General features: G+C 73.3%; 22 protein-coding genes. 18 read left to right on the top strand and 4 right to left on the bottom strand.

The genetic code is table 11. The annotated features are described in order from the left end of the window. The first annotated feature begins 5 nt into the window (after window positions 1–5). The 5 genes from AB0G84_RS15975 to hisF are packed head-to-tail and all read left to right on the top strand — an operon-like array spanning window position 6 to window position 2,719. Window positions 6–170 carry a hypothetical protein gene (locus tag AB0G84_RS15975; protein WP_361320425.1) on the top strand — a complete coding sequence of 55 codons (165 nt, stop codon included), beginning with the start codon at window positions 6–8 and terminating at the stop codon, window positions 168–170. Then, entirely contained in the window at window positions 161–811 is a 651-nt protein-coding gene (hisH, locus tag AB0G84_RS15970) for an imidazole glycerol phosphate synthase subunit HisH (protein ID WP_361320423.1), read from the top strand. The genes AB0G84_RS15975 and hisH overlap by 10 nt, the downstream gene beginning before the upstream one ends. An 8-nt stretch (window positions 812–819) precedes the next feature. Then, window positions 820–1,545, top strand: coding sequence for a bifunctional 1-(5-phosphoribosyl)-5-((5-phosphoribosylamino)methylideneamino)imidazole-4-carboxamide isomerase/phosphoribosylanthranilate isomerase PriA (gene priA, locus AB0G84_RS15965; RefSeq protein ID WP_361320565.1), 726 nt, complete (start codon window positions 820–822; stop codon window positions 1,543–1,545). Beyond that, window positions 1,542–1,958, top strand: coding sequence for a Rid family hydrolase (locus AB0G84_RS15960; RefSeq protein WP_361320421.1), 417 nt, complete (start codon window positions 1,542–1,544; stop codon window positions 1,956–1,958). The genes priA and AB0G84_RS15960 overlap by 4 nt, the downstream gene beginning before the upstream one ends. Continuing rightward, window positions 1,955–2,719, top strand: coding sequence for an imidazole glycerol phosphate synthase subunit HisF (gene hisF / locus AB0G84_RS15955; RefSeq protein ID WP_361320419.1), 765 nt, complete (start codon window positions 1,955–1,957; stop codon window positions 2,717–2,719). Before AB0G84_RS15960 ends, hisF begins: the two co-directional genes overlap by 4 nt. 67 nt (window positions 2,720–2,786) lie before the next feature. Here hisF and AB0G84_RS15950 read toward each other — a convergent pair whose 3' ends face one another. From AB0G84_RS15950 to AB0G84_RS15940, 3 genes are read right to left on the bottom strand one after another with little or no spacing between them, the layout of a single operon-like run. After that, entirely contained in the window at window positions 2,787–3,569 is a 783-nt protein-coding gene (locus AB0G84_RS15950; protein WP_361320417.1) for a succinate dehydrogenase/fumarate reductase iron-sulfur subunit, read from the bottom strand. After that, window positions 3,566–5,524, bottom strand: a complete 1,959-nt coding sequence (locus tag AB0G84_RS15945; RefSeq protein WP_361320415.1) for a fumarate reductase/succinate dehydrogenase flavoprotein subunit — start codon at window positions 5,522–5,524, stop codon at window positions 3,566–3,568. Before AB0G84_RS15945 ends, AB0G84_RS15950 begins: the two co-directional genes overlap by 4 nt. A 1-nt stretch (window position 5,525) precedes the next feature. Then, the gene (locus AB0G84_RS15940; RefSeq protein WP_361320563.1) at window positions 5,526–6,152 is read right to left on the bottom strand and encodes a succinate dehydrogenase; all 627 of its coding nucleotides are present in this window, start codon (window positions 6,150–6,152) and stop codon (window positions 5,526–5,528) included. 227 nt (window positions 6,153–6,379) lie between these two features. On the opposite strand from AB0G84_RS15940, the gene AB0G84_RS15935 reads away from it, so the two are divergent. Beyond that, window positions 6,380–7,279 (top strand): LysR substrate-binding domain-containing protein, encoded by a 900-nt coding sequence (locus AB0G84_RS15935; RefSeq protein ID WP_361320413.1) that lies wholly within the window; start codon window positions 6,380–6,382, stop codon window positions 7,277–7,279. Between the two features lie 61 nt (window positions 7,280–7,340). Continuing rightward, a complete protein-coding gene (locus tag AB0G84_RS15930; RefSeq protein WP_361320411.1) occupies window positions 7,341–7,973 on the top strand; it encodes a TIGR03085 family metal-binding protein in 633 nt (210 codons plus the stop codon). 110 nt (window positions 7,974–8,083) lie between these two features. On the opposite strand, the gene AB0G84_RS15925 is transcribed toward AB0G84_RS15930, so the two are convergent. After that, window positions 8,084–8,230, bottom strand: coding sequence for a hypothetical protein (locus tag AB0G84_RS15925; RefSeq protein ID WP_361320409.1), 147 nt, complete (start codon window positions 8,228–8,230; stop codon window positions 8,084–8,086). 32 nt (window positions 8,231–8,262) lie between these two features. Between AB0G84_RS15925 and hisI the strand changes: the two genes are divergently transcribed. The 11 genes from hisI to lgt all read left to right on the top strand — a co-directional run bounded on the left by hisI (window position 8,263) and on the right by lgt (window position 17,860). Next, window positions 8,263–8,670 carry a phosphoribosyl-AMP cyclohydrolase gene (gene hisI, locus AB0G84_RS15920; RefSeq protein WP_361320407.1) on the top strand — a complete coding sequence of 136 codons (408 nt, stop codon included), beginning with the start codon at window positions 8,263–8,265 and terminating at the stop codon, window positions 8,668–8,670. Between the two features lie 11 nt (window positions 8,671–8,681). Then, window positions 8,682–10,244: an anthranilate synthase component I gene (locus AB0G84_RS15915; RefSeq protein WP_361320405.1), complete on the top strand. Its 1,563-nt coding sequence runs from the start codon at window positions 8,682–8,684 to the stop codon at window positions 10,242–10,244. A gap of 68 nt (window positions 10,245–10,312) precedes the next feature. Beyond that, the gene (locus AB0G84_RS15910) at window positions 10,313–11,026 is read left to right on the top strand and encodes a TIGR02234 family membrane protein (RefSeq protein ID WP_361320403.1); all 714 of its coding nucleotides are present in this window, start codon (window positions 10,313–10,315) and stop codon (window positions 11,024–11,026) included. Window positions 11,027–11,112: 86 nt separating this feature from the next. Further along, a complete protein-coding gene (locus tag AB0G84_RS15905; protein WP_361320401.1) occupies window positions 11,113–11,355 on the top strand; it encodes an HGxxPAAW family protein in 243 nt (80 codons plus the stop codon). Between the two features lie 173 nt (window positions 11,356–11,528). Then, window positions 11,529–11,972, top strand: coding sequence for a DUF2752 domain-containing protein (locus tag AB0G84_RS15900; protein WP_361320561.1), 444 nt, complete (start codon window positions 11,529–11,531; stop codon window positions 11,970–11,972). A 160-nt stretch (window positions 11,973–12,132) separates the two neighbouring features. Beyond that, on the top strand, window positions 12,133–12,942 hold the full coding sequence (gene trpC / locus AB0G84_RS15895) for an indole-3-glycerol phosphate synthase TrpC (protein WP_361320399.1): 810 nt from the start codon (window positions 12,133–12,135) through the stop codon (window positions 12,940–12,942). Window positions 12,943–12,965: 23 nt separating this feature from the next. Continuing rightward, window positions 12,966–13,232, top strand: a complete 267-nt coding sequence (locus AB0G84_RS15890; RefSeq protein WP_361320397.1) for a hypothetical protein — start codon at window positions 12,966–12,968, stop codon at window positions 13,230–13,232. A gap of 108 nt (window positions 13,233–13,340) precedes the next feature. Continuing rightward, the gene (gene trpB, locus AB0G84_RS15885) at window positions 13,341–14,621 is read left to right on the top strand and encodes a tryptophan synthase subunit beta (protein WP_361320396.1); all 1,281 of its coding nucleotides are present in this window, start codon (window positions 13,341–13,343) and stop codon (window positions 14,619–14,621) included. Beyond that, window positions 14,621–15,439: a tryptophan synthase subunit alpha gene (gene trpA, locus AB0G84_RS15880; protein ID WP_361320394.1), complete on the top strand. Its 819-nt coding sequence runs from the start codon at window positions 14,621–14,623 to the stop codon at window positions 15,437–15,439. The genes trpB and trpA overlap by 1 nt, the downstream gene beginning before the upstream one ends. Window positions 15,440–15,587: 148 nt before the next feature. Next, on the top strand, window positions 15,588–16,658 hold the full coding sequence (locus tag AB0G84_RS15875) for a thioredoxin domain-containing protein (RefSeq protein ID WP_361320392.1): 1,071 nt from the start codon (window positions 15,588–15,590) through the stop codon (window positions 16,656–16,658). A 125-nt stretch (window positions 16,659–16,783) separates the two neighbouring features. Continuing rightward, window positions 16,784–17,860, top strand: a complete 1,077-nt coding sequence (gene lgt, locus AB0G84_RS15870) for a prolipoprotein diacylglyceryl transferase (protein WP_361320390.1) — start codon at window positions 16,784–16,786, stop codon at window positions 17,858–17,860. The last annotated feature ends 7 nt before the right edge of the window (window positions 17,861–17,867 follow it).

Below are 17,867 nucleotides of genomic sequence, written 5' to 3'. Positions count from 1 at the left end.
TCCCGATGAACGGACTGTCCACCGTCTTCATCCTGCTGGGCCTCTTCCTCCTGGGCGGGGTCTACTCCTTCTGGAAGCAGCAGATGCCCAAGGGCCTCCTGGTGCTGCTGTCCGTCGGCTCGGCGTTGTGCCTGGCCGCCGGCGTGCTGCGGCTGGAGGTGTGGAATTGACCGCCTCCGGCAAGAAGGTCGTCGTCCTCGACTACGGCTTCGGCAACGTCCGCTCCGCCGAGCGCGCCCTGGCGCACGTCGGCGCCGAGGTGGAGATCACCCGCGACTACGAGCGGGCGATGAACGCCGAGGGGCTGCTGGTCCCCGGCGTCGGCGCGTTCGCGGCCTGTATGCAGGGGCTCAAGGAGGCCCGCGGCGACTGGATCGTCGGCCGGCGGCTGGCCGGCGGCCGCCCGGTCATGGGCATCTGCGTCGGGATGCAGATCCTCTTCGGCCGCGGCATCGAGCACGGTGTGGAGACCGAGGGCCTGGACGAGTGGCCCGGCACGGTCGGCCCGCTGAAGGCCGACATCGTCCCGCACATGGGCTGGAACACCGTCGAGGCCGCCGAGGGCTCGCAGCTCTTCGCCGGGCTGCCCGCCGACGCCCGCTACTACTTCGTGCACTCCTACGCGGTGCACGACTGGGAGCTGGAGGTCGGCAACCCGCACATCGCCGCGCCGAAGGTCACCTGGGCCACCCACGGCCAGCCGTTCGTGGCTGCGGTGGAGAACGGCCCGCTGTGGGCCACCCAGTTCCACCCCGAGAAGTCCGGCGACGCCGGCGCCCAGCTCCTGACCAACTGGATCAACACCCTGTGAGCCCCCTGATGCCGAAGCTCGAACTCCTCCCCGCCGTCGACGTCCGCGACGGCCAGGCCGTCCGCCTCGTCCACGGCGAGTCCGGCTCCGAGACCTCCTACGGCGACCCGCTTCAGGCGGCCCTCGCCTGGCAGCGGGCCGGCGCCGAATGGCTGCACCTGGTCGACCTCGACGCCGCCTTCGGCACCGGGGACAACCGCGCGCAGATCGCCGAGGTCGCTCGCTCCATGGACATCAAGGTGGAGCTGTCCGGCGGCATCCGCGACGACGACACGCTCGCCGCGGCGCTCGCCACCGGCTGCCGCCGGGTCAACCTCGGCACCGCCGCCCTGGAGACCCCTGAGTGGGTCGCCAAGGTCATCGCCGAACACGGCGACCAGATCGCGGTCGGCCTGGACGTGCGCGGTACGACGCTGCGCGGCCGCGGCTGGACCCGCGACGGCGGCGACCTCTACGAGACGCTGGCCCGCCTCGACGCCGAGGGCTGCGCCCGCTACGTCGTCACCGACATCAACAAGGACGGCACCCTCCAGGGCCCCAACCTGGAGCTGCTGCGCAATGTCTGCGCCGCCACCGACCGCCCGGTCGTCGCCTCCGGCGGCGTCTCCTCGCTCGACGACCTGCGGGCGCTGGCGGAGCTGGTCCCGGTGGGCGTCGAGGGCGCGATCGTCGGCAAGGCGCTCTACGCCAGGGCGTTCACCCTCGAAGAGGCGCTGGAGGCCGTCTCGTCATGAGCAGGGGCGTACGACGCGTCACGGCCGCCGGGCCGTCGGCGGAGGACCCCTGGGCGGAGGCCTTCGGCCGCGCCCGGGCGGTGCAGCTGCCGGGCGGCCTGGTCCTGGTCTCCGGCTGCACCTCCGTCGCCGACGGGCAGCTCGTCGACGGCGGTCCCCACGAGCAGGCGGTCACCGCCTTCCGCTCGGCCCTGGCGGCGCTGGCGCAGCTCGGCCTCGGCCGTGACGACGTCGTGCGCACCCGTATGTACCTCACCCATGCCCGGGACGTGGACGAGGTCGGGCGCGCCCACAAGGAGCTGTTCGGCGCCGTCCGTCCCGCCGCAACCATGATCATCGTCTCCGGCCTCGTGGACCCTCGCCTGGTCGTCGAGGTAGAGGTGGAGGCGTACAGAGAGGCCACCGAGTCATGACACTGGCCGTACGAGTCATCCCCTGCCTGGACGTCGACAACGGACGGGTCGTCAAGGGCGTCAACTTCCAGAACCTGCGGGACGCCGGCGACCCCGTCGAGATGGCGAAGATCTATGGCGACGAGGGCGCCGACGAGCTGACCTTCCTCGACATCACCGCCTCCTCCGGCAACCGCGAGACCACCTACGACGTGGTCCGCCGCACCGCCGAGCAGGTCTTCATCCCGCTGACCGTCGGCGGCGGGGTGCGCACCCCCGAGGACGTCGACAAGCTGCTGCGGGCCGGCGCCGACAAGGTCGGCGTCAACACCGCCGCCCTCGCCCGCCCCGAGGTGATCCGGGAGATCGCCGAGCGCTTCGGCAGCCAGGTCCTGGTGCTGTCGGTGGACGCCCGCCGCACCGATGCCGGCACCCCCTCCGGGTTCGAGGTCACCACCCACGGCGGGCGCCGCGGCACCGGCATCGACGCCGTCGAGTGGGCGCACCGCGCCGCCGAACTGGGCGCCGGCGAGATCCTGTTGAACTCCATGGACGCCGACGGCACCAAGGACGGCTACGACGTCGCGATGATCGAGGCGGTGCGCAAGCACGTCACCATCCCGGTGATCGCCTCCGGTGGCGCCGGCAAGCTGTCCGACTTCGCCCCGGCGGTCGCCGCCGGCGCCGACGCGGTGCTGGCCGCCTCCGTCTTCCACTTCGGCGACCTGCGGATCTCCGAGGTCAAGGGCGCCCTGCGGGAGGCGGGACACCCGGTCCGCTGACCCTGCCCGCCCGCCGCGTGCCCGCCCCGCGGAGCACGGGGCGGGCACCGGGCGGGCACCGGCCGGATCAGCGGGCCCTGCGGGCCGCCCGGGCGAACTCCCGGTTCATCCTGGTGATGCTGAACAGCTCGATGCCCTTGGGACAGGCGGTGGCGCACTCACCCGCCAGGGTGCAGCCGCCGAAGCCCTCCTGGTCCATCTGCGCCACCATCTCCCGCACCCGGCTCTCCCGCTCGGGCGCGCCCTGCGGCAGCACATTGAGGTGGTTGACCTTGGCGGAGGTGAACAGCATCGCGGCGCCGTTCGGGCAGGCCGCCACGCAGGCGCCGCAGCCGATGCACTCGGCGTGCTCGAAGGCGGCGTCGGCGTCCGGCTTGGGCACCGGCGTGGCGTGCGCCTCGGGCGCGGAGCCGGTCGGCGCGGTGATGTAGCCGCCGGCCTGGATGATCCGGTCGAACGCGGAGCGGTCCACCACCAGGTCCTTGACCACCGGGAACGCCGCGGCCCGCCAGGGCTCGATGTCGAGGGTGTCGCCGTCCCGGAAGGACCGCATGTGCAACTGGCAGGTGGTGGTGCTTCCCCACGCTCTCGAATCCGCTCGAGCAGGGGAGACCCCATTCGGTCCGTGCGCCTCGCCGTTGATGACCAGCGAGCAGGCGCCGCAGATGCCCTCGCGGCAGTCGTGGTCGAAGGCGACCGGGTCCTCACCGCGGAGGATCAGCTGCTCGTTGAGGGTGTCGAGCATCTCCAGGAAGGACATGTCCGGGGAGATGCCGTCCACCTCGTACGTGGACATGGCGCCGTCGGCGCCGGCGTTCCGCTGCCGCCAGATGCGCAGGGTGAGCCTCATGCGTAGCTCCGCTGGGTGGGGTGGACGTACTCGAAGACCAGGTCTTCCTTGTGCAGGACGGGGGCCGCGCCGGTGGCGGTGAACTCCCAGGCCGCGACGTAGCAGAACTCCTCGTCGCGGCGTGCGGCCTCGCCGTCGGGCGTCTGCGACTCCTCGCGGAAGTGGCCGCCGCAGGACTCGCCGCGGTGCAGTGCGTCGAGGCACATCAGCTCGGCGAGCTCCAGGTAGTCGACGACCCGGTTGGCCCTCTCCAGGGCCTGGTTGAACTCTTGGCCGGTGCCGGGCACCTTCAGCCGGCGCCAGAACTCCGCGCGGATCTGTGGGATCCGCTCCAGCGCCTTGCGCAGCCCCGCCTCGGTGCGGGCCATCCCGCAGTACTCCCACAGCAGTTCACCGATCTCGCGGTGGAAGGAGTCGGGGGTGCGGTCGCCGTCGACGGCCAGCAGCCGGGCCAGCCGCTCCTCGGTCTCCCGCACGGCCGCGGTGACGGCCGGGTGGCCGGCGCTCACCGCGGCCTCCTGGGGGTGGCGGGCCAGGTAGTCGTTGATCGTCGAGGGCAGTACGAAGTAGCCGTCGGCCAGGCCCTGCATCAGGGCCGAGGCGCCCAGCCGGTTGGCGCCGTGGTCGGAGAAGTTGGCCTCGCCGATCGCGAACAGCCCGGGGACGGTGGTCTGCAGGTCGTAGTCGACCCACAGGCCGCCCATCGTGTAGTGCACCGCCGGGTAGATCCGCATCGGGACCCGGTAGGGGTCCTCGTCGGTGATCCGGGCGTACATCTCGAAGAGGTTGCCGTACTTCGCCTCGACCGCCGCTCGCCCCATCCGCGCGAGGGCGTCCGCGAAGTCCAGGTACACGCCCTGGCCGCCGGGCCCGACCCCGCGCCCCTCGTCACAGACGTGCTTGGCGGCGCGGGAGGCGATGTCGCGCGGGACCAGGTTGCCGAAGGAGGGGTAGAGCCGCTCCAGGTAGTAGTCCCGCTCGTCCTCGGGGATCCGGTCCGGCGGGCGGGTGTCGCCCCGGGCCTTCGGCACCCAGATGCGGCCGTCGTTGCGCAGCGACTCGCTCATCAGCGTCAGCTTGGACTGGTGGTCGCCGGTGCGCGGGATGCAGGTCGGGTGGATCTGGGTGAAGCAGGGGTTGGCGAAGTACGCGCCCCGGCGGTGCGCCCGCCAGACGGCGGTTGCATTGGAGTTCATGGCGTTCGTCGAGAGGTGGAAGACGTTGCCGTAGCCGCCCGAAGCCAGCACCACCGCGTCACCGAAGTACGCCGTCAGCTCCCCGGTGACCAGGTCCCGGGCGACGATGCCGCGGGCCCGGCCGTCGACGACGATCAGGTCCAGCATCTCGGTGCGGGCGTGCAGGGTGACGTTGCCCGCGGCGATCTGCCGGGACAGCGCCTGGTACGCGCCGAGCAGTAGCTGCTGGCCCGTCTGACCGCGGGCGTAGAAGGTCCGGGAGACCTGGACGCCGCCGAACGAGCGGGTGTCGAGCAGCCCGCCGTACTCGCGGGCGAACGGCACGCCCTGGGCGACGCACTGGTCGATGATCTCGACGGAGATCTGCGCGAGCCGGTGGACGTTGGACTCGCGGGCGCGGAAGTCGCCGCCCTTGACGGTGTCGTAGAACAGCCGGTGGACCGAGTCGCCGTCGTTGCGGTAGTTCTTCGCGGCGTTGATACCGCCCTGTGCGGCGATCGAATGGGCCCGGCGCGGCGAGTCCTGGTAGCAGAACTGCTCGACGTGGTAGCCCTGTTCGGCGAGCGTGGCACCGGCCGCGCCGCCCGCCAGGCCGGTGCCGACGACGAGCACGGTGTGCTTGCGGCGGTTGGCCGGGTTGACCAGCTTCGCCTCGAAGCGGCGCCGGTCCCAGCGCTCGGCGACCGGCCCGGCCGGCGCCTTGGCGTCGGCGACCGGCGCACCGGTCGGGTAGTGCGTGTAGTCGGCGGAAGCAGCCATATCAGCTCACCACTTTGGTCATGACGGCGATGGGTACGGAGACGAAGCCCACCGTCAGCACCAGCGCGAGGGCGTTGGCGAGGGCCTTCAGGGCGCGGTCGCGGGCGCGGCTGCCGACGCCGAGGGTCTGGGCGGCGCTCCAGAAGCCGTGCCGGATGTGCAGGCCGAGCGCCAGCATCGCGACGAGGTAGATGACGTTGCCGTACCAGGTGGAGAAGGTGTCCACGACGTTCTGGTACGGGTGGCCGGGCTGGAAGCCGCCGGAGTGCACGGTGCCGGTGGTCAGGTCCAGCACGTGCCAGACGATGAACAGCCCCAGGATGACCCCGCCCCAGCGCATGGTGCGGGTGGCGTAGCTCGTACGAGCCTTGCGGTGTACGTATCCGCGGGGGCGGGCGGCGATACCGCGGCGGCTGAGCTGGTACGCGGAGGTGGCGTGTGCGACCACGGCGGCCACGAGGACGGTGCGGACCAGCCAGAGCGTCCACTCCTGGTGCATGAACGGCTCGCCGACCACCCGCAGCCAGTGCGCGTAGTGGTTGAACTCATCCGGCCCGAAGAAGATCTTCAGGTTGCCGATCATGTGGACGACCAAGTAGAGCAGCATGATCAGACCGCTCACGGCCATCACCGTCTTCTTGCCGACCGACGAGTCCCACAGCGTGGTCCCACCCGTCGCCCGACCACCACCCCTCACGGAGCGCTGTCGCGCGCTGTGCTTCTTCGACGGCCGCCGGTCCGTCCGTGTGTCCAGTGCCATGGGTCCCGACGGTAAGGAGCGATCCGCCCATCAGTCCAAGACATGGTGCGGCTGAACTCCATAGGCTGAGCCTATCGATGCCTTACCGTCCTCCCATGCAGTTGCAACAGCTCCGCTACTTCGCCGCGGTGGCCGACACCCGCCACTTCACCCGCGCCGCCGAGCGCGAACACGTCGCCCAGCCCTCGCTCTCCCAACAGATCCGGTCCCTGGAACGGGAGTTGGGTGCCGAGCTGTTCCACCGGGCCCGCGGCCACATCACCCTCACCGACGCCGGCGAGACGCTGCTGCCGTTCGCCCGGCGGATCCTCGCCGACGCCGAGACCGCCCGCCGCGAGGTCCAGGAGGTCGCCCAGCTGCGCCGCGGCCGGCTCCGGCTCGGCGCCCCGCCCAGCCTCTGCGCCAGCCTCGTCCCCGACGTGCTGAGCGCCTTCCACGCCGGCTACCCGGGCGTCGACCTGCTGGTCACCGAGGACGGCTCCCAGGACCTGGTCCGCGCCCTGGCCGACGGCGCACTGGACCTCGCCCTGATCATCACCCCGCTCCCGGTGCAGGCCCCCGCGTTGACCACCGCCGAGCTGCTGCGCGAGGAACTCGTCGTGGTCTCCGCCCCCGACCGGCCCGCCCCGGTGACCGGACGCCGCACCCGGATCCGCGTCGAGGACCTCCAGGGCCGTCCGCTCGTCATGTTCCGCCGCGGCTACGACCTGCGGGAATTCACCACCGCGGCGTGCCGGGCGGCCGGCTTCGACCCCGTCTTCACCGTCGAGGGCGGCGAGATGGACGCGGTCCTCGGCTTCGTCCGCGCCGGCCTGGGCGTCGCCGTCGTCCCCAGCATGGTCGCCGAACGCTCGGGTCTGCGGATCACCCGCTTCGCCACCCCCGGCATGCACCGCGTGATCTCCGTCGCGCACCGCGGCGACGTCTCCCCGCCGCGCGCCGCCCGCGAACTGCAACGGATCCTGATGGACCACCTGGCCCAGGGAAAGCCCTGACCTGCGTACCCCCGCGCGCGGTGCCGTGGCGGGCGGTCCGGGCCGGTCGTAGGCTGGCCGCATGTCGACCCATGCGAAGCGTGAACGGCTCCTGCTCGCCGACCTGTTGGAGAGCGCCGGACCGGAGGCGCCGACCCTGTGTGAGAACTGGAGCGCGCGGGACCTGGCCGCGCACGTGGTGGTGCGCGAGCGGCGCGCCGACGCGGCCGGCGGGCTCGTGATCAAGCCGCTGGCCGCGCGCCTGGAGCGGGTGCAGGCGGAGTTCGCGACCCGGCCGTACGAGGAGCTGATTCGGCTGATCAGGACCGGTCCGCCGCGGATGTCGCCGTTCTCGCTCAAGCAGATCGACGAGGCCTCCAACACCGTCGAGTTCTATGTGCACGCCGAGGACGTCCGGCGGGCGCAGCCGGACTGGGCCCCGCGCGAGCTGGACCCGGTCTTCGCGGACGCCCTGTGGGCGCGGATCGAGCGGATGGCCCGGGTGCTCGGCCGCAGGTCGCCGGTGGGGCTGGTGCTGCGCCGGCCGGACGGCCGGACGGCGGTGGCGCACCGCGGCACCCCGGTGGTCACGGTCGTCGGGGAGCCCGGCGAGCTGACCATGTTCGCCTTCGGCCGGCAGGAGGCCGCCGAGGTGGAGCTGGACGGCGACAAGGAGGCGGTCGAGCGGGTGACGGCGGCGAAGCTCGGGGTGTGACGGCCCGGCCCGGCACGCACCGACACCGCCCGGCACCCACCGGAACGGCCCGGGCCAAGGGCGTTTCTTGTGGGTCTTCGTGGAGCCCACGACGACCCACAAGAAGCGCCCTACCCCCGCAGCACCACCACCGCGACGACCGCACCGGCCGCCACCGCCGCCGCGAACACCGCCACCAGCACCCGCGCCGCCACCCGCGCGGCGCGGTCCGGGTCCGGCGGCGGAGGCGGCTCGGGCGGCGGCTGCTGAGGATGCATGCCTGCAGGATGCCGCACGGCACAATGGACCCATGACCCGCAGCCGCACCACCGCCGACTCCGGCCCCTCCGCTCCCGGCTCCGCCGCCCTGGATCCCGCCATCGCCGCCCGCCTCAAGCGCGGCGCCGACGGCCTGGTCCCGGCCATCGCCCAGCAGTACGACACCGGCGAGGTGCTGATGATGGGGTGGATGGACGACGAGGCGCTGCACCGCACCCTGACCACCGGCCGCTGCACGTACTGGAGCCGCAGCCGCCAGGAGTACTGGGTCAAGGGCGATACGTCCGGCCACTTCCAGCACGTCAAGTCGGTCGCGCTGGACTGCGACGCCGACACCGTCCTGGTCAAGGTCGACCAGGTCGGCGCCGCCTGCCACACCGGCGACCGCACCTGCTTCGACGCCGACGTACTCGCCACCGAGCAGGGCCGAGGCCAGTAGGCTCCGCTGACATGACCACGGGAACCACCGGCACCGCCACTCCGGACCTCGACACCTTCCGCACCCTCGCCAAGGACCGGCGGGTCATCCCCGTCACCCGGCGGCTGCTCGCGGACGGCGACACACCGGTCGGCCTCTACCGCAAGCTCGCCGCCGAACGCCCCGGCACCTTCCTGCTGGAGTCCGCCGAGAACGGCCGCACGTGGTCGCGCTACTCCTTCATCGGCGTCCGCAGCGCCGCCACCCTCACCACCCGCGACGGCCGCGCCCACTGGCTGGGCAACCCGCCGGTCGGCGTGCCCACCGAGGGCGACCCGCTCGCCGTGCTGCGCGCCACCGTCGAGACCCTGCACACCCCGCGTGACCTGATCGAGGGCGCCGGGCTGCCGCCGTTCACCGGCGGGATGGTCGGCTACCTCGGCTACGACATCGTGCGTCGCCTGGAGAAGATCGGCGAGCAGACCACCGACGACCTCGGGCTGCCCGAACTGACCATGCTGCTCACCTCCGACCTCGCCGTCCTCGACCACTGGAACGGCACGGTCCTGCTGATCGCCAACGCGATCAACCACAACGACCTCGACACCGGCGTCGACGAGGCGTACGCGGACGCGGTGGCCCGCCTGGACACCATGGCCTACGACCTCGCGCGGCCCGCGCCCGCCAGCGCCGCCGCGCTCCCGCCGTCCGAGGTCCCCCCGTACACCGCCGAGTGGGGCGGCCCCGCGTACCAAGAGGCCGTCGAGGACATCAAGGAGCGCATCCGGGCCGGCGAGGCCTTCCAGGTGGTTCCCTCCCAGCGCTTCGAAACCCCCTGCACGGCCAGCGCACTGGACGTCTACCGGGTGCTGCGGGCCACCAACCCCAGCCCGTACATGTACCTCTTCCGCTTCGAGGGCGACGCCGGCGACCCGGCCGCGGGGACCGACCCGCGCCCGGCGTTCGACGTGGTCGGCTCCAGCCCCGAGGCGCTGGTGAAGGTCGAGGACGGCCGGGCCATGGTGCACCCCATCGCCGGCACCCGGCCGCGCGGCTCCTCCGTCCAGGAGGACCAGGCCCTCGCCGACGAGCTGATGGCCGACCCCAAGGAGCGCGCCGAGCACCTGATGCTGGTCGACCTGGGCCGCAACGACCTGGGGCGGGTCTGCGAACCGGGCAGCGTCGAGGTCGTCGACTTCATGTCCGTCGAGCGCTACAGCCATGTGATGCACATCGTCTCCACGGTCACCGGCACCGTGGCCGAGGGCCGTACCGCCTTCGACGTGCTGACCGCCTGCTTCCCCGCCGGCACCCTCTCCGGCGCCCCCAAGCCGCGCGCCATGCAGATCATCGAGGAGCTGGAGCCCACCCGCCGCGGCCTGTACGGCGGCTGCGTGGGCTACCTCGACTTCGCCGGGGACTCCGACACCGCCATCGCGATCCGCACCGCTCTGCTGCGGGAGGGCACCGCCTACGTCCAGGCGGGCGCCGGGGTGGTCGCCGACTCCGACCCGGTGGCCGAGGACACCGAGTGCCGCAACAAGGCGGCGGCGGTGCTGCGCGCCGTCCACACCGCCAACCACCTGGGCGCGTAGCGGGCCCGGTCGCCCCGGCACCACCCCGCGCGCCGGACCCGCCCGGCCGGTGCGCGATAGTGGTACGCGTGAGTGCCGCATCCGCATCCGCACCCCGGACCCCTACCGACACCGAGCCCTCGGACGGCGCCCCGCCGGCCGGTGGGGACGCCACCGCGTCCACCCCGGCCCGGCCCGCGCGCGGCGCGGACCGCGGAGCCAGGAGGAGCCTCGCGCTGGCCCTGCTGGCCGGCGCGGCCGGCGCCGGTCTGGCCCTGCTGGCCTCCGGCCGCACCTGGGCCCGGGGCTCCGCCGTCCTCGCCCAGGGCGAGCTGCCGCGCACCGTGACCGGCGCCGATGTCACCGGTGTGCCTGGTGCGCTGGCCGTGGTCGGCCTGGCCGCGCTGGTCGCCGTCTTCGCGGTGCGCCGGGCCGGCCGGACCGCCGTCGCCGGCCTCCTGGCGCTCAGCGGCATCGGCATCGTCGTCGCCGCCGTACTGGGCAACGCCGACACCTCCGCACTGCGCGAGAAGGTGGCCACCGCGGTCGGAATGGCCGGCGCCGATGTGCATCGCGTCACGCACACCGGCTGGCCGTGGGTGGCCGCCGCCGGTGGGCTGCTGCTGCTGTGCGCCGGGGTGCTGGCCCTGCTGTACGGACGCCACTGGCCTGCGATGTCGGGCCGGTACGAGCGCACGGAGGGTGGCGCCCGCGGTCCGCGGCGGGCCCCGGCGGCCCCGGACCTGGACCGCCCCGAAGAGATCTGGAAGTCCCTGGACCGCGGCGAGGACCCGACCCGGTAAAAGCCTTCCGTCCGCCATCGGTGACAATGGACGCCGAGGATCACCGCGCCCCCGACCCCGGCGCGCGAGAGCAACGAGGAGCACACATGTCGAGCAGTGGCCACGGACACACCCCCGCCGCCTGGACCGGCGTCATCATCTCGTTCATCGGCTTCTGCGTCGCCGGAGCCTTCATCGTGCTGGGGAGTGTGCCCGGCTTCTGGGCCGGCATTGTGATCATCGGGCTCGGCGCCCTGGCCGGCGGTCTGATGCACGCGGCGGGTCTGGGCTCGGAGCCCAAGAAGCGCTCGGTGAAGGCCACCGCCCAGGCACAGCCGCAGGAGGGCTGAGCCGCGGTGCCGCGCCGGCACCGCCCACCGACCCACACGAGCGCCGCTCACCGGCCCGTACGCCCGCGTACGGCTGCCGAGAGGCGGCGCCGTGGTGCGTCCGGCACCCCGACGGCGGTGCCGAACGGGCGCCCCGACCGCCCCGGGGGCACACTCGCCCCGTGAGCGATCCCCTGGCACCGGCCCCGCCGCAGGCCCGGCCCGTCCGGCCGGGCGCCGGCCCGCTGCGCCGTCTGCTGCCGCCCCTGGGCGCCCTCGCGGTGGTCACCGCCGCCTTCGCCTGGGTGGGCGCGGTCGACCCCAACCAGCCCGGCCACTACCCGGTCTGCCCGCTGCTGCACCTCACCGGCCTGTACTGCCCCGCCTGCGGCGGCCTGCGCAGCGCCCACGCCGTCGCGCACGGTGACCTGGCGGCCGCACTGGGCGCCAATGCCCTCGCGGTGGCCGGCTACGCCGTCTGCGCGGTGCTCTGGGCGCGGTGGTGCGTACGGGCGGCGCGCGGCCGCACCACCGCGGGCCCACGGCTCCGCCCCGTCCACGCCTGGGCGCTGGCCGGGCTGCTGCTGGTCTTCACGGTCGTCCGCAACCTCCCCTGCGGTACCGCTCTGGCGCCCTGACCTGTGCCTCCGGGCCGCCCGGAGGCGTCCAGGGAGTGGGACCGCGGTCAACCGGATGCGAGACCTCCGTCGCCTGGCGGATACCATCAGAGAGCCGGACCGGACCACACGTCCCCCGGGGCACTGTCCACCTCCACCGCTCAAGAAGGAGGCCGCTCGCGTGAGTGTGCTCGACGAGATCATCGACGGGGTCCGCGCCGACCTCGCGGAGCGGCAGGCGCGGGTCTCCCTCGACGAGCTCAAGGAGCGGGCCCGCAAGGCGCGCCCCGCGCGGGACGGCGTCGCGGCCCTCAAGGGCGACAGCGTCACGGTGATCTGCGAGGTGAAGCGCTCCAGCCCCTCCAAGGGCGCGCTCGCCGCGATCGCCGACCCGGCCGGGCTGGCCGCCGACTACGAAGCGGGCGGCGCCGCGGTCATCTCCGTCCTCACCGAGCAGCGCCGGTTCGGCGGCTCGCTGGCCGACCTGGAGGCGGTCCGCGCCCGGGTCGACACCCCGCTGCTGCGCAAGGACTTCATCGTCACCGCCTACCAGCTCTGGGAGGCCCGCGCCTACGGCGCCGACCTCGCGCTGCTGATCGTCGCCGCGCTGGAGCAGGAGGCCCTGGTCTCGCTGATCGAGCGGGCCGAGTCGATCGGGCTGACGCCGCTGGTCGAGGTGCACGACGAGGAAGAGGTCGCCCGCGCGGTGGACGCCGGCGCCCGGATCATCGGCGTCAACGCCCGCAACCTCAAGACCCTGGAGGTCGACCGCGGCAACTTCGCCCGGGTCGCCCCCGAGATCCCCGACCACATCGTCAAGATCGCCGAGTCCGGCGTCCGCGGGCCGCACGACCTGATCGCCTACGCCAACGACGGCGCGGACGCGGTGCTGGTCGGCGAGTCGCTGGTCACCGGCAAGGATCCCCGGACCGCGGTCGCCGACCTGGTCGCGGCGGGCTCCCACCCGGCCATCCGGCACGGACGGGCCTGAAGGCCGGGGCCGGACACACCACCATGACCGCCAGCGCCTTCCGCCTCAGCCGCCCCGGGCCGGCCGCCGTGCGCGCCGCCGCGGGGGACGGCCGGCACGTGGCGCTGGCCCTGGGCTTCCCGCCCGCCGCACCCCGGCGCCCCGAGGGCACGCGCAGCGCGCTGCCCCCGTGGCACCGCGGCTGCCGGGCGCCCGCCCGCCGGGTCCACGGCCGGCGGGTCCGCTACCACATCGGCTCGGAGCCGGGACAGATCAACGGGCGCCGATGGCGCACGGCTGCCGCCCGCTGACCGGGGACCGGGTGTCCCCGGCACCGGCCTGCGCGGCAGTCCGCCCGTAGCGTCACGTCCGCAATCCGAGACGAGCGGGGCACCGGCCCCGATCGAGGAGTACGTCAGATGTCCTCCGGTTTCTTCCTGCCCGACCCCGAGGGGCGGGTCCCCAGCGCCGAGGGGTACTTCGGTGCCTTCGGTGGCAAATTCATCCCCGAGGCGCTGGTCGCGGCGGTCGACGAGGTCGCCGCCGAGTACGAGAAGGCCAAGGCGGACCCCGCGTTCGCCGCCGAGCTCGACGACCTGCTGGTCAACTACACCGGGCGCCCCAGCGCGCTCACCGAGGTCCCGCGGTTCGCCGAACACGCCGGCGGGGCCCGGGTGTTCCTCAAGCGCGAGGACCTCAACCACACCGGCTCACACAAGATCAACAACGTGCTGGGCCAGGCCCTGCTCACCAAGCGGATGGGCAAGACCCGGGTCATCGCCGAGACCGGCGCCGGCCAGCACGGCGTCGCCACCGCCACCGCGTGCGCCCTGTTCGGCCTGGAGTGCACCATCTACATGGGTGAGGTGGACACCCAGCGGCAGGCGCTGAACGTCGCCCGGATGCGGATGCTCGGCGCCGAGGTCATCGCCGTGAAGTCCGGCAGCCGCACCCTCAAGGACGCCATCAACGAGGCGTTCCGCGACTGGGTGGCCAACGTCGACCACACCCACTACCTCTTCGGCACCGTCGCCGGCCCGCACCCCTTCCCGGCCCTGGTCCGCGACTTCCACCGGGTCATCGGCGTGGAGGCCCGCCGCCAGCTGCTGGAGCGGGCCGGCCGGCTCCCGGACGCCGCCCTCGCCTGCGTCGGCGGCGGCTCCAACGCCATCGGCCTCTTCCACGCCTTCCTCCCCGACACCGGCGTCCGGCTGATCGGCTGCGAGCCGGGCGGCCACGGCGTCGAGACCGGTGAGCACGCCGCCACCCTCACCGAGGGCACCCCCGGCATCCTGCACGGCTCCCGCAGCTACGTCCTGCAGGACGAGGACGGCCAGATCACCGAGCCGTACTCGATCTCGGCCGGTCTGGACTACCCCGGCATCGGCCCCGAGCACTCCTACCTCAAGGACACCGGCCGCGCCGAGTACCGCGCGGTCACCGACGACGCGGCGATGCAGGCGCTGCGGCTGCTCTCGCGCACCGAGGGGATCATCCCGGCGATCGAGAGCGCCCACGCGCTGGCCGGGGCCCTGGAGGTCGGCCGTGAGCTGGGCCCCGACGGCCTGCTGCTGATCAACCTCTCCGGGCGGGGCGACAAGGACATGGACACCGCCGCCCGCTACTTCGGGCTCTACGACAACCAGGGCGGAGCCGACGTCAACGGCGCCGTCCAGCCCACCGGCGAGGGGGAGAAGTGATGGCCGGCAACATCGAACTGCTGAACTCGGTACTGGCCGGGGCCCGCGCCGAGAACCGCGCCGCGCTGGTCGGCTACCTCCCGGCCGGCTTCCCCACGGTCGACGGCGGCGTCCGGGCGATGACCGAGATGCTGGACGGCGGCTGCGACATCGTCGAGGTCGGGCTGCCGCACAGTGACCCGGTCCTGGACGGCCCGGTCATCCAGACCGCCGACGACATCGCGCTGCGCGGCGGCGTGAAGATCGTCGATGTGATCCGCACGGTCCGCGAGGTGCACGCCGCCACCGGCGCGCCGGTGCTCTGCATGACGTACTGGAACCCCGTCGACCGCTACGGCGTCGAGCGGTTCGCCGCCGACCTGGCCGAGGCGGGCGGGGCCGGCTGCATCCTGCCGGACCTGCCGGTCGAGGAGTCCGAGGTGTGGCGCAAGGCCGCCGAGCAGCACGGCCTGGCCACCGTCTTCGTGGTCGCGCCCAGCAGCCGGGACGAGCGTCTTGCCAAGATCACCGCGGCTGGCAGCGGCTTCGTCTACGCCGCGTCCCTGATGGGCGTCACCGGCACCCGCGAGTCCGTGGGCCGCCAGGCTCAGGAGCTGGTGGTGCGCACCCGTGCCACCACCGAGCTGCCGGTCTGTGTGGGCCTGGGGGTCTCCACCCCCGAACAGGCCGCCGAGGTCGCCGGATTCGCGGACGGGGTGATCGTCGGCTCGGCGTTCGTCAAGCGGCTGCTGACCGCCGGCGACGACCTGGACGCGGGCCTGGCCGGGGTGCGGACCCTCGCGGGCGAGCTGGCCGAGGGCGTACGCCAGCGTTCCTAGCGGCCGGGACCTGCGCCGGGCGACCGGACGGCCGGCGGTCCACGGCGGTCCCGCGGCCGTCCACGGCGGCCCGCTGGCCGTCCCTCGATAGGGCGAACATCGGTGCGGAGGGGTGCAGCGGCACCCCTCCGCTTCGTTGTCCAGGGGCGTGAGCCAGAAGAATCATGACGGAAAGAGAAGCGCCCGCGAGCGGCTGCAGGCACAGCGGGACAAGGAGAAGGCGCGCTCCCGGCGCCGCCGGCAGGCGCTCGTCGCCGGTGCGGTGGTCGGGGTGCTGGCGATCGCCGGCGGCATCGCGGTCTGGGCGACCTCGTCCGGAAGCGGCAAGGGCAGCTCGGACAACGAAACGGCCCGCCCCCGGCAGGTCGCCGGCGGGGACAAGCCGTTCGTGCCCGTGGGCGCGCCCGGTGCCCGGTCCACCCTCACGGTGTGGGAGGACTTCCGCTGCCCCGCCTGCCAGCAGTTCGAGGTCGGCTTCCGCCCGGTGATCCACCAGCTGGAGGACTCCGGCCAGCTCAAGAGCGAGTACCACCTGGTGACGATCATCGACGGCAATGCCGGCGGCAAGGGGTCGCTCAACGCCGCCAATGCCGCGCTGTGCGCCCAGGACGCCGGCCGGTTCCGGGAGTACCACGACGTGCTCTACGCCAACCAGCCGCCCGAGACGCAGGACAAGTACGCCGATACCGGCTACCTCCGCCAGCTCGCCGGCAAGGTCAAGGGCCTGGTGACGCCCTCCTTCACCCAGTGCGTCAACGAGGGCCGCTACCACGGCTTGGTGCAGAAGTCCGCCGATGCCTTCGCCAAGTCGGGCTACCGCGGTACCCCGACGGTCCTGCTCAACGGCACGGACCTCGCCAAGGTCAAGGGCGGCCGGTTCACCCCCGCCGATCTGAAGAAGATGGTCCTGGAGGCCAACAAGGGCAAGCAGCCCGGCACGGGCGCCTCGCCCGCCGGGAGCCCCGGCTCCGGATCGAAGAACGGTGCGGCACCGAAGCACGGCGAGACACCGAAGCACGGTGCCGGAGTGAAGCACGACCCCGGGGCGCAGCACGGCACCGCCTCGCAGCACGACCCCGCTTCACCGCACAGCACCGCACCGCACGCCGGCGCCTCGCCCGGCACCGGCGCCGCGCCCGGCACCGGCGCCGCGCCGGGTGCCGCGGTCCGTTCGGGAGCCGCCGCCTCCGCGGGGACCGGCACCGTCCCCGCGCCGTAGCCTCCGCCCACCGGCCCCGGCACCCTCGGACACACAGCGTCATCGCGCGAGCACGGCGTCGTTACGCAGCCGTTGCCGGGCGGGTTGCCGTCGACCCCGCCCGGCGCGGTAGCGTCGTCCCTGCCATGGACCTCGCATTCATTCCCAGCCCGTCGGTCGGCGTCGTGTATCTCGGCCCGATCCCGCTGCGCGGCTACGCGTTCTGCATCATCATCGGCGTCTTCGTGGGCGTCTGGCTCGGCAACAAGCGCTGGATCCAGCGCGGCGGCCGTTCCGGCACGGTCGCCGACATCGCCGTGTGGGCCGTGCCCTTCGGGCTGGTCGGCGGCCGCCTCTACCACGTCATCACGACGTACGAGCCCTACTTCGGCAAGAACGGCCATCCGCTCGACGCCTTCAAGGTGTGGGAGGGCGGCCTCGGCATCTGGGGCGCGGTCGCGCTCGGCGCGGTGGGCGCCTGGATCGGCTGCCGCCGCCGGGGCATCCCGATGCCGGCCTACGCCGACGCCCTGGCGCCCGGCCTGGCCCTCGGCCAGGCGATCGGCCGCTGGGGCAACTGGTTCAACCAGGAGCTGTACGGCAAGCCGACCGATGTGCCGTGGGCGCTGAAGATCAGCTCCGACCCGGCGATCGGCCGCGTCGGCGGCACCTACCACCCGACCTTCCTCTACGAGTGCCTGTGGTGCATCGGCGTCGCGGCGCTGGTGATCTGGGCGGACAAGCGCTTCCGGCTCGGCCACGGACGGGCCTTCGCGCTCTACGTCGCCGCCTACTGCGCGGGCCGCGCCTGGATCGAGTACATGCGGGTCGACGAGGCGCACCACATCCTCGGTCTGCGGCTCAACGTCTGGACCGCGCTGATCGTCTTCGCGCTGGCCATCGTCTACCTGGTGGTCTCCGCCAAGAAGGCCCCCGGCCGCGAGGAGGTCGTCGAGCCGGGCGCGCTGGAGGAGCGTGCCGAGGCCGAGGCCGCCGCCAAGGAGGCCGCGGACGCCAAGGGCGCCGACGACGGCAAGGACGCTGCGGACGGCAAGGACGCCAAGGACGGCAAGGGCGCCACGGACAGCGCCGCCGAGGCCAAGGCCGCCGCGGACGAGCCGGCCGGGGAGGACTCCCCGGAGTCCGGGGCCGACGAGGCGGAGGGCGCGCCGGCGACCGGCGACGCCAAGCCCGCCGGGAGCGGCAGCACCAAGAAGTCCTGAGACGGCC

Source organism: Streptomyces sp. NPDC020742 (genome assembly GCF_040641675.1).
Taxonomy (GTDB): domain Bacteria; phylum Actinomycetota; class Actinomycetes; order Streptomycetales; family Streptomycetaceae; genus Streptomyces.
This window is presented reverse-complemented; position numbering and strand designations above follow the sequence as displayed.

Excerpts from the sequence above, each read along its gene's own strand:
- AB0G84_RS15975 (WP_361320425.1), top strand. The coding sequence starts at position 6 with ATGAACGGACTGTCCACCGTCTTCATCCTGCTGGGCCTCTTCCTCCTG.
- priA (WP_361320565.1), top strand. The coding sequence starts at position 820 with ATGCCGAAGCTCGAACTCCTCCCCGCCGTCGACGTCCGCGACGGCCAG.
- AB0G84_RS15960 (WP_361320421.1), top strand. The coding sequence starts at position 1,542 with ATGAGCAGGGGCGTACGACGCGTCACGGCCGCCGGGCCGTCGGCGGAG.
- hisF (WP_361320419.1), top strand. The coding sequence starts at position 1,955 with ATGACACTGGCCGTACGAGTCATCCCCTGCCTGGACGTCGACAACGGA.
- AB0G84_RS15950 (WP_361320417.1), bottom strand. The coding sequence starts at position 3,569 with ATGAGGCTCACCCTGCGCATCTGGCGGCAGCGGAACGCCGGCGCCGAC.
- AB0G84_RS15945 (WP_361320415.1), bottom strand. The coding sequence starts at position 5,524 with ATGGCTGCTTCCGCCGACTACACGCACTACCCGACCGGTGCGCCGGTC.
- AB0G84_RS15940 (WP_361320563.1), bottom strand. The coding sequence starts at position 6,152 with ATGGCCGTGAGCGGTCTGATCATGCTGCTCTACTTGGTCGTCCACATG.
- AB0G84_RS15935 (WP_361320413.1), top strand. The coding sequence starts at position 6,380 with ATGCAGTTGCAACAGCTCCGCTACTTCGCCGCGGTGGCCGACACCCGC.
- AB0G84_RS15930 (WP_361320411.1), top strand. The coding sequence starts at position 7,341 with ATGTCGACCCATGCGAAGCGTGAACGGCTCCTGCTCGCCGACCTGTTG.
- AB0G84_RS15925 (WP_361320409.1), bottom strand. The coding sequence starts at position 8,230 with ATGCATCCTCAGCAGCCGCCGCCCGAGCCGCCTCCGCCGCCGGACCCG.
- hisI (WP_361320407.1), top strand. The coding sequence starts at position 8,263 with ATGACCCGCAGCCGCACCACCGCCGACTCCGGCCCCTCCGCTCCCGGC.
- AB0G84_RS15915 (WP_361320405.1), top strand. The coding sequence starts at position 8,682 with ATGACCACGGGAACCACCGGCACCGCCACTCCGGACCTCGACACCTTC.
- AB0G84_RS15905 (WP_361320401.1), top strand. The coding sequence starts at position 11,113 with ATGTCGAGCAGTGGCCACGGACACACCCCCGCCGCCTGGACCGGCGTC.
- AB0G84_RS15890 (WP_361320397.1), top strand. The coding sequence starts at position 12,966 with ATGACCGCCAGCGCCTTCCGCCTCAGCCGCCCCGGGCCGGCCGCCGTG.
- trpB (WP_361320396.1), top strand. The coding sequence starts at position 13,341 with ATGTCCTCCGGTTTCTTCCTGCCCGACCCCGAGGGGCGGGTCCCCAGC.
- trpA (WP_361320394.1), top strand. The coding sequence starts at position 14,621 with ATGGCCGGCAACATCGAACTGCTGAACTCGGTACTGGCCGGGGCCCGC.
- lgt (WP_361320390.1), top strand. The coding sequence starts at position 16,784 with ATGGACCTCGCATTCATTCCCAGCCCGTCGGTCGGCGTCGTGTATCTC.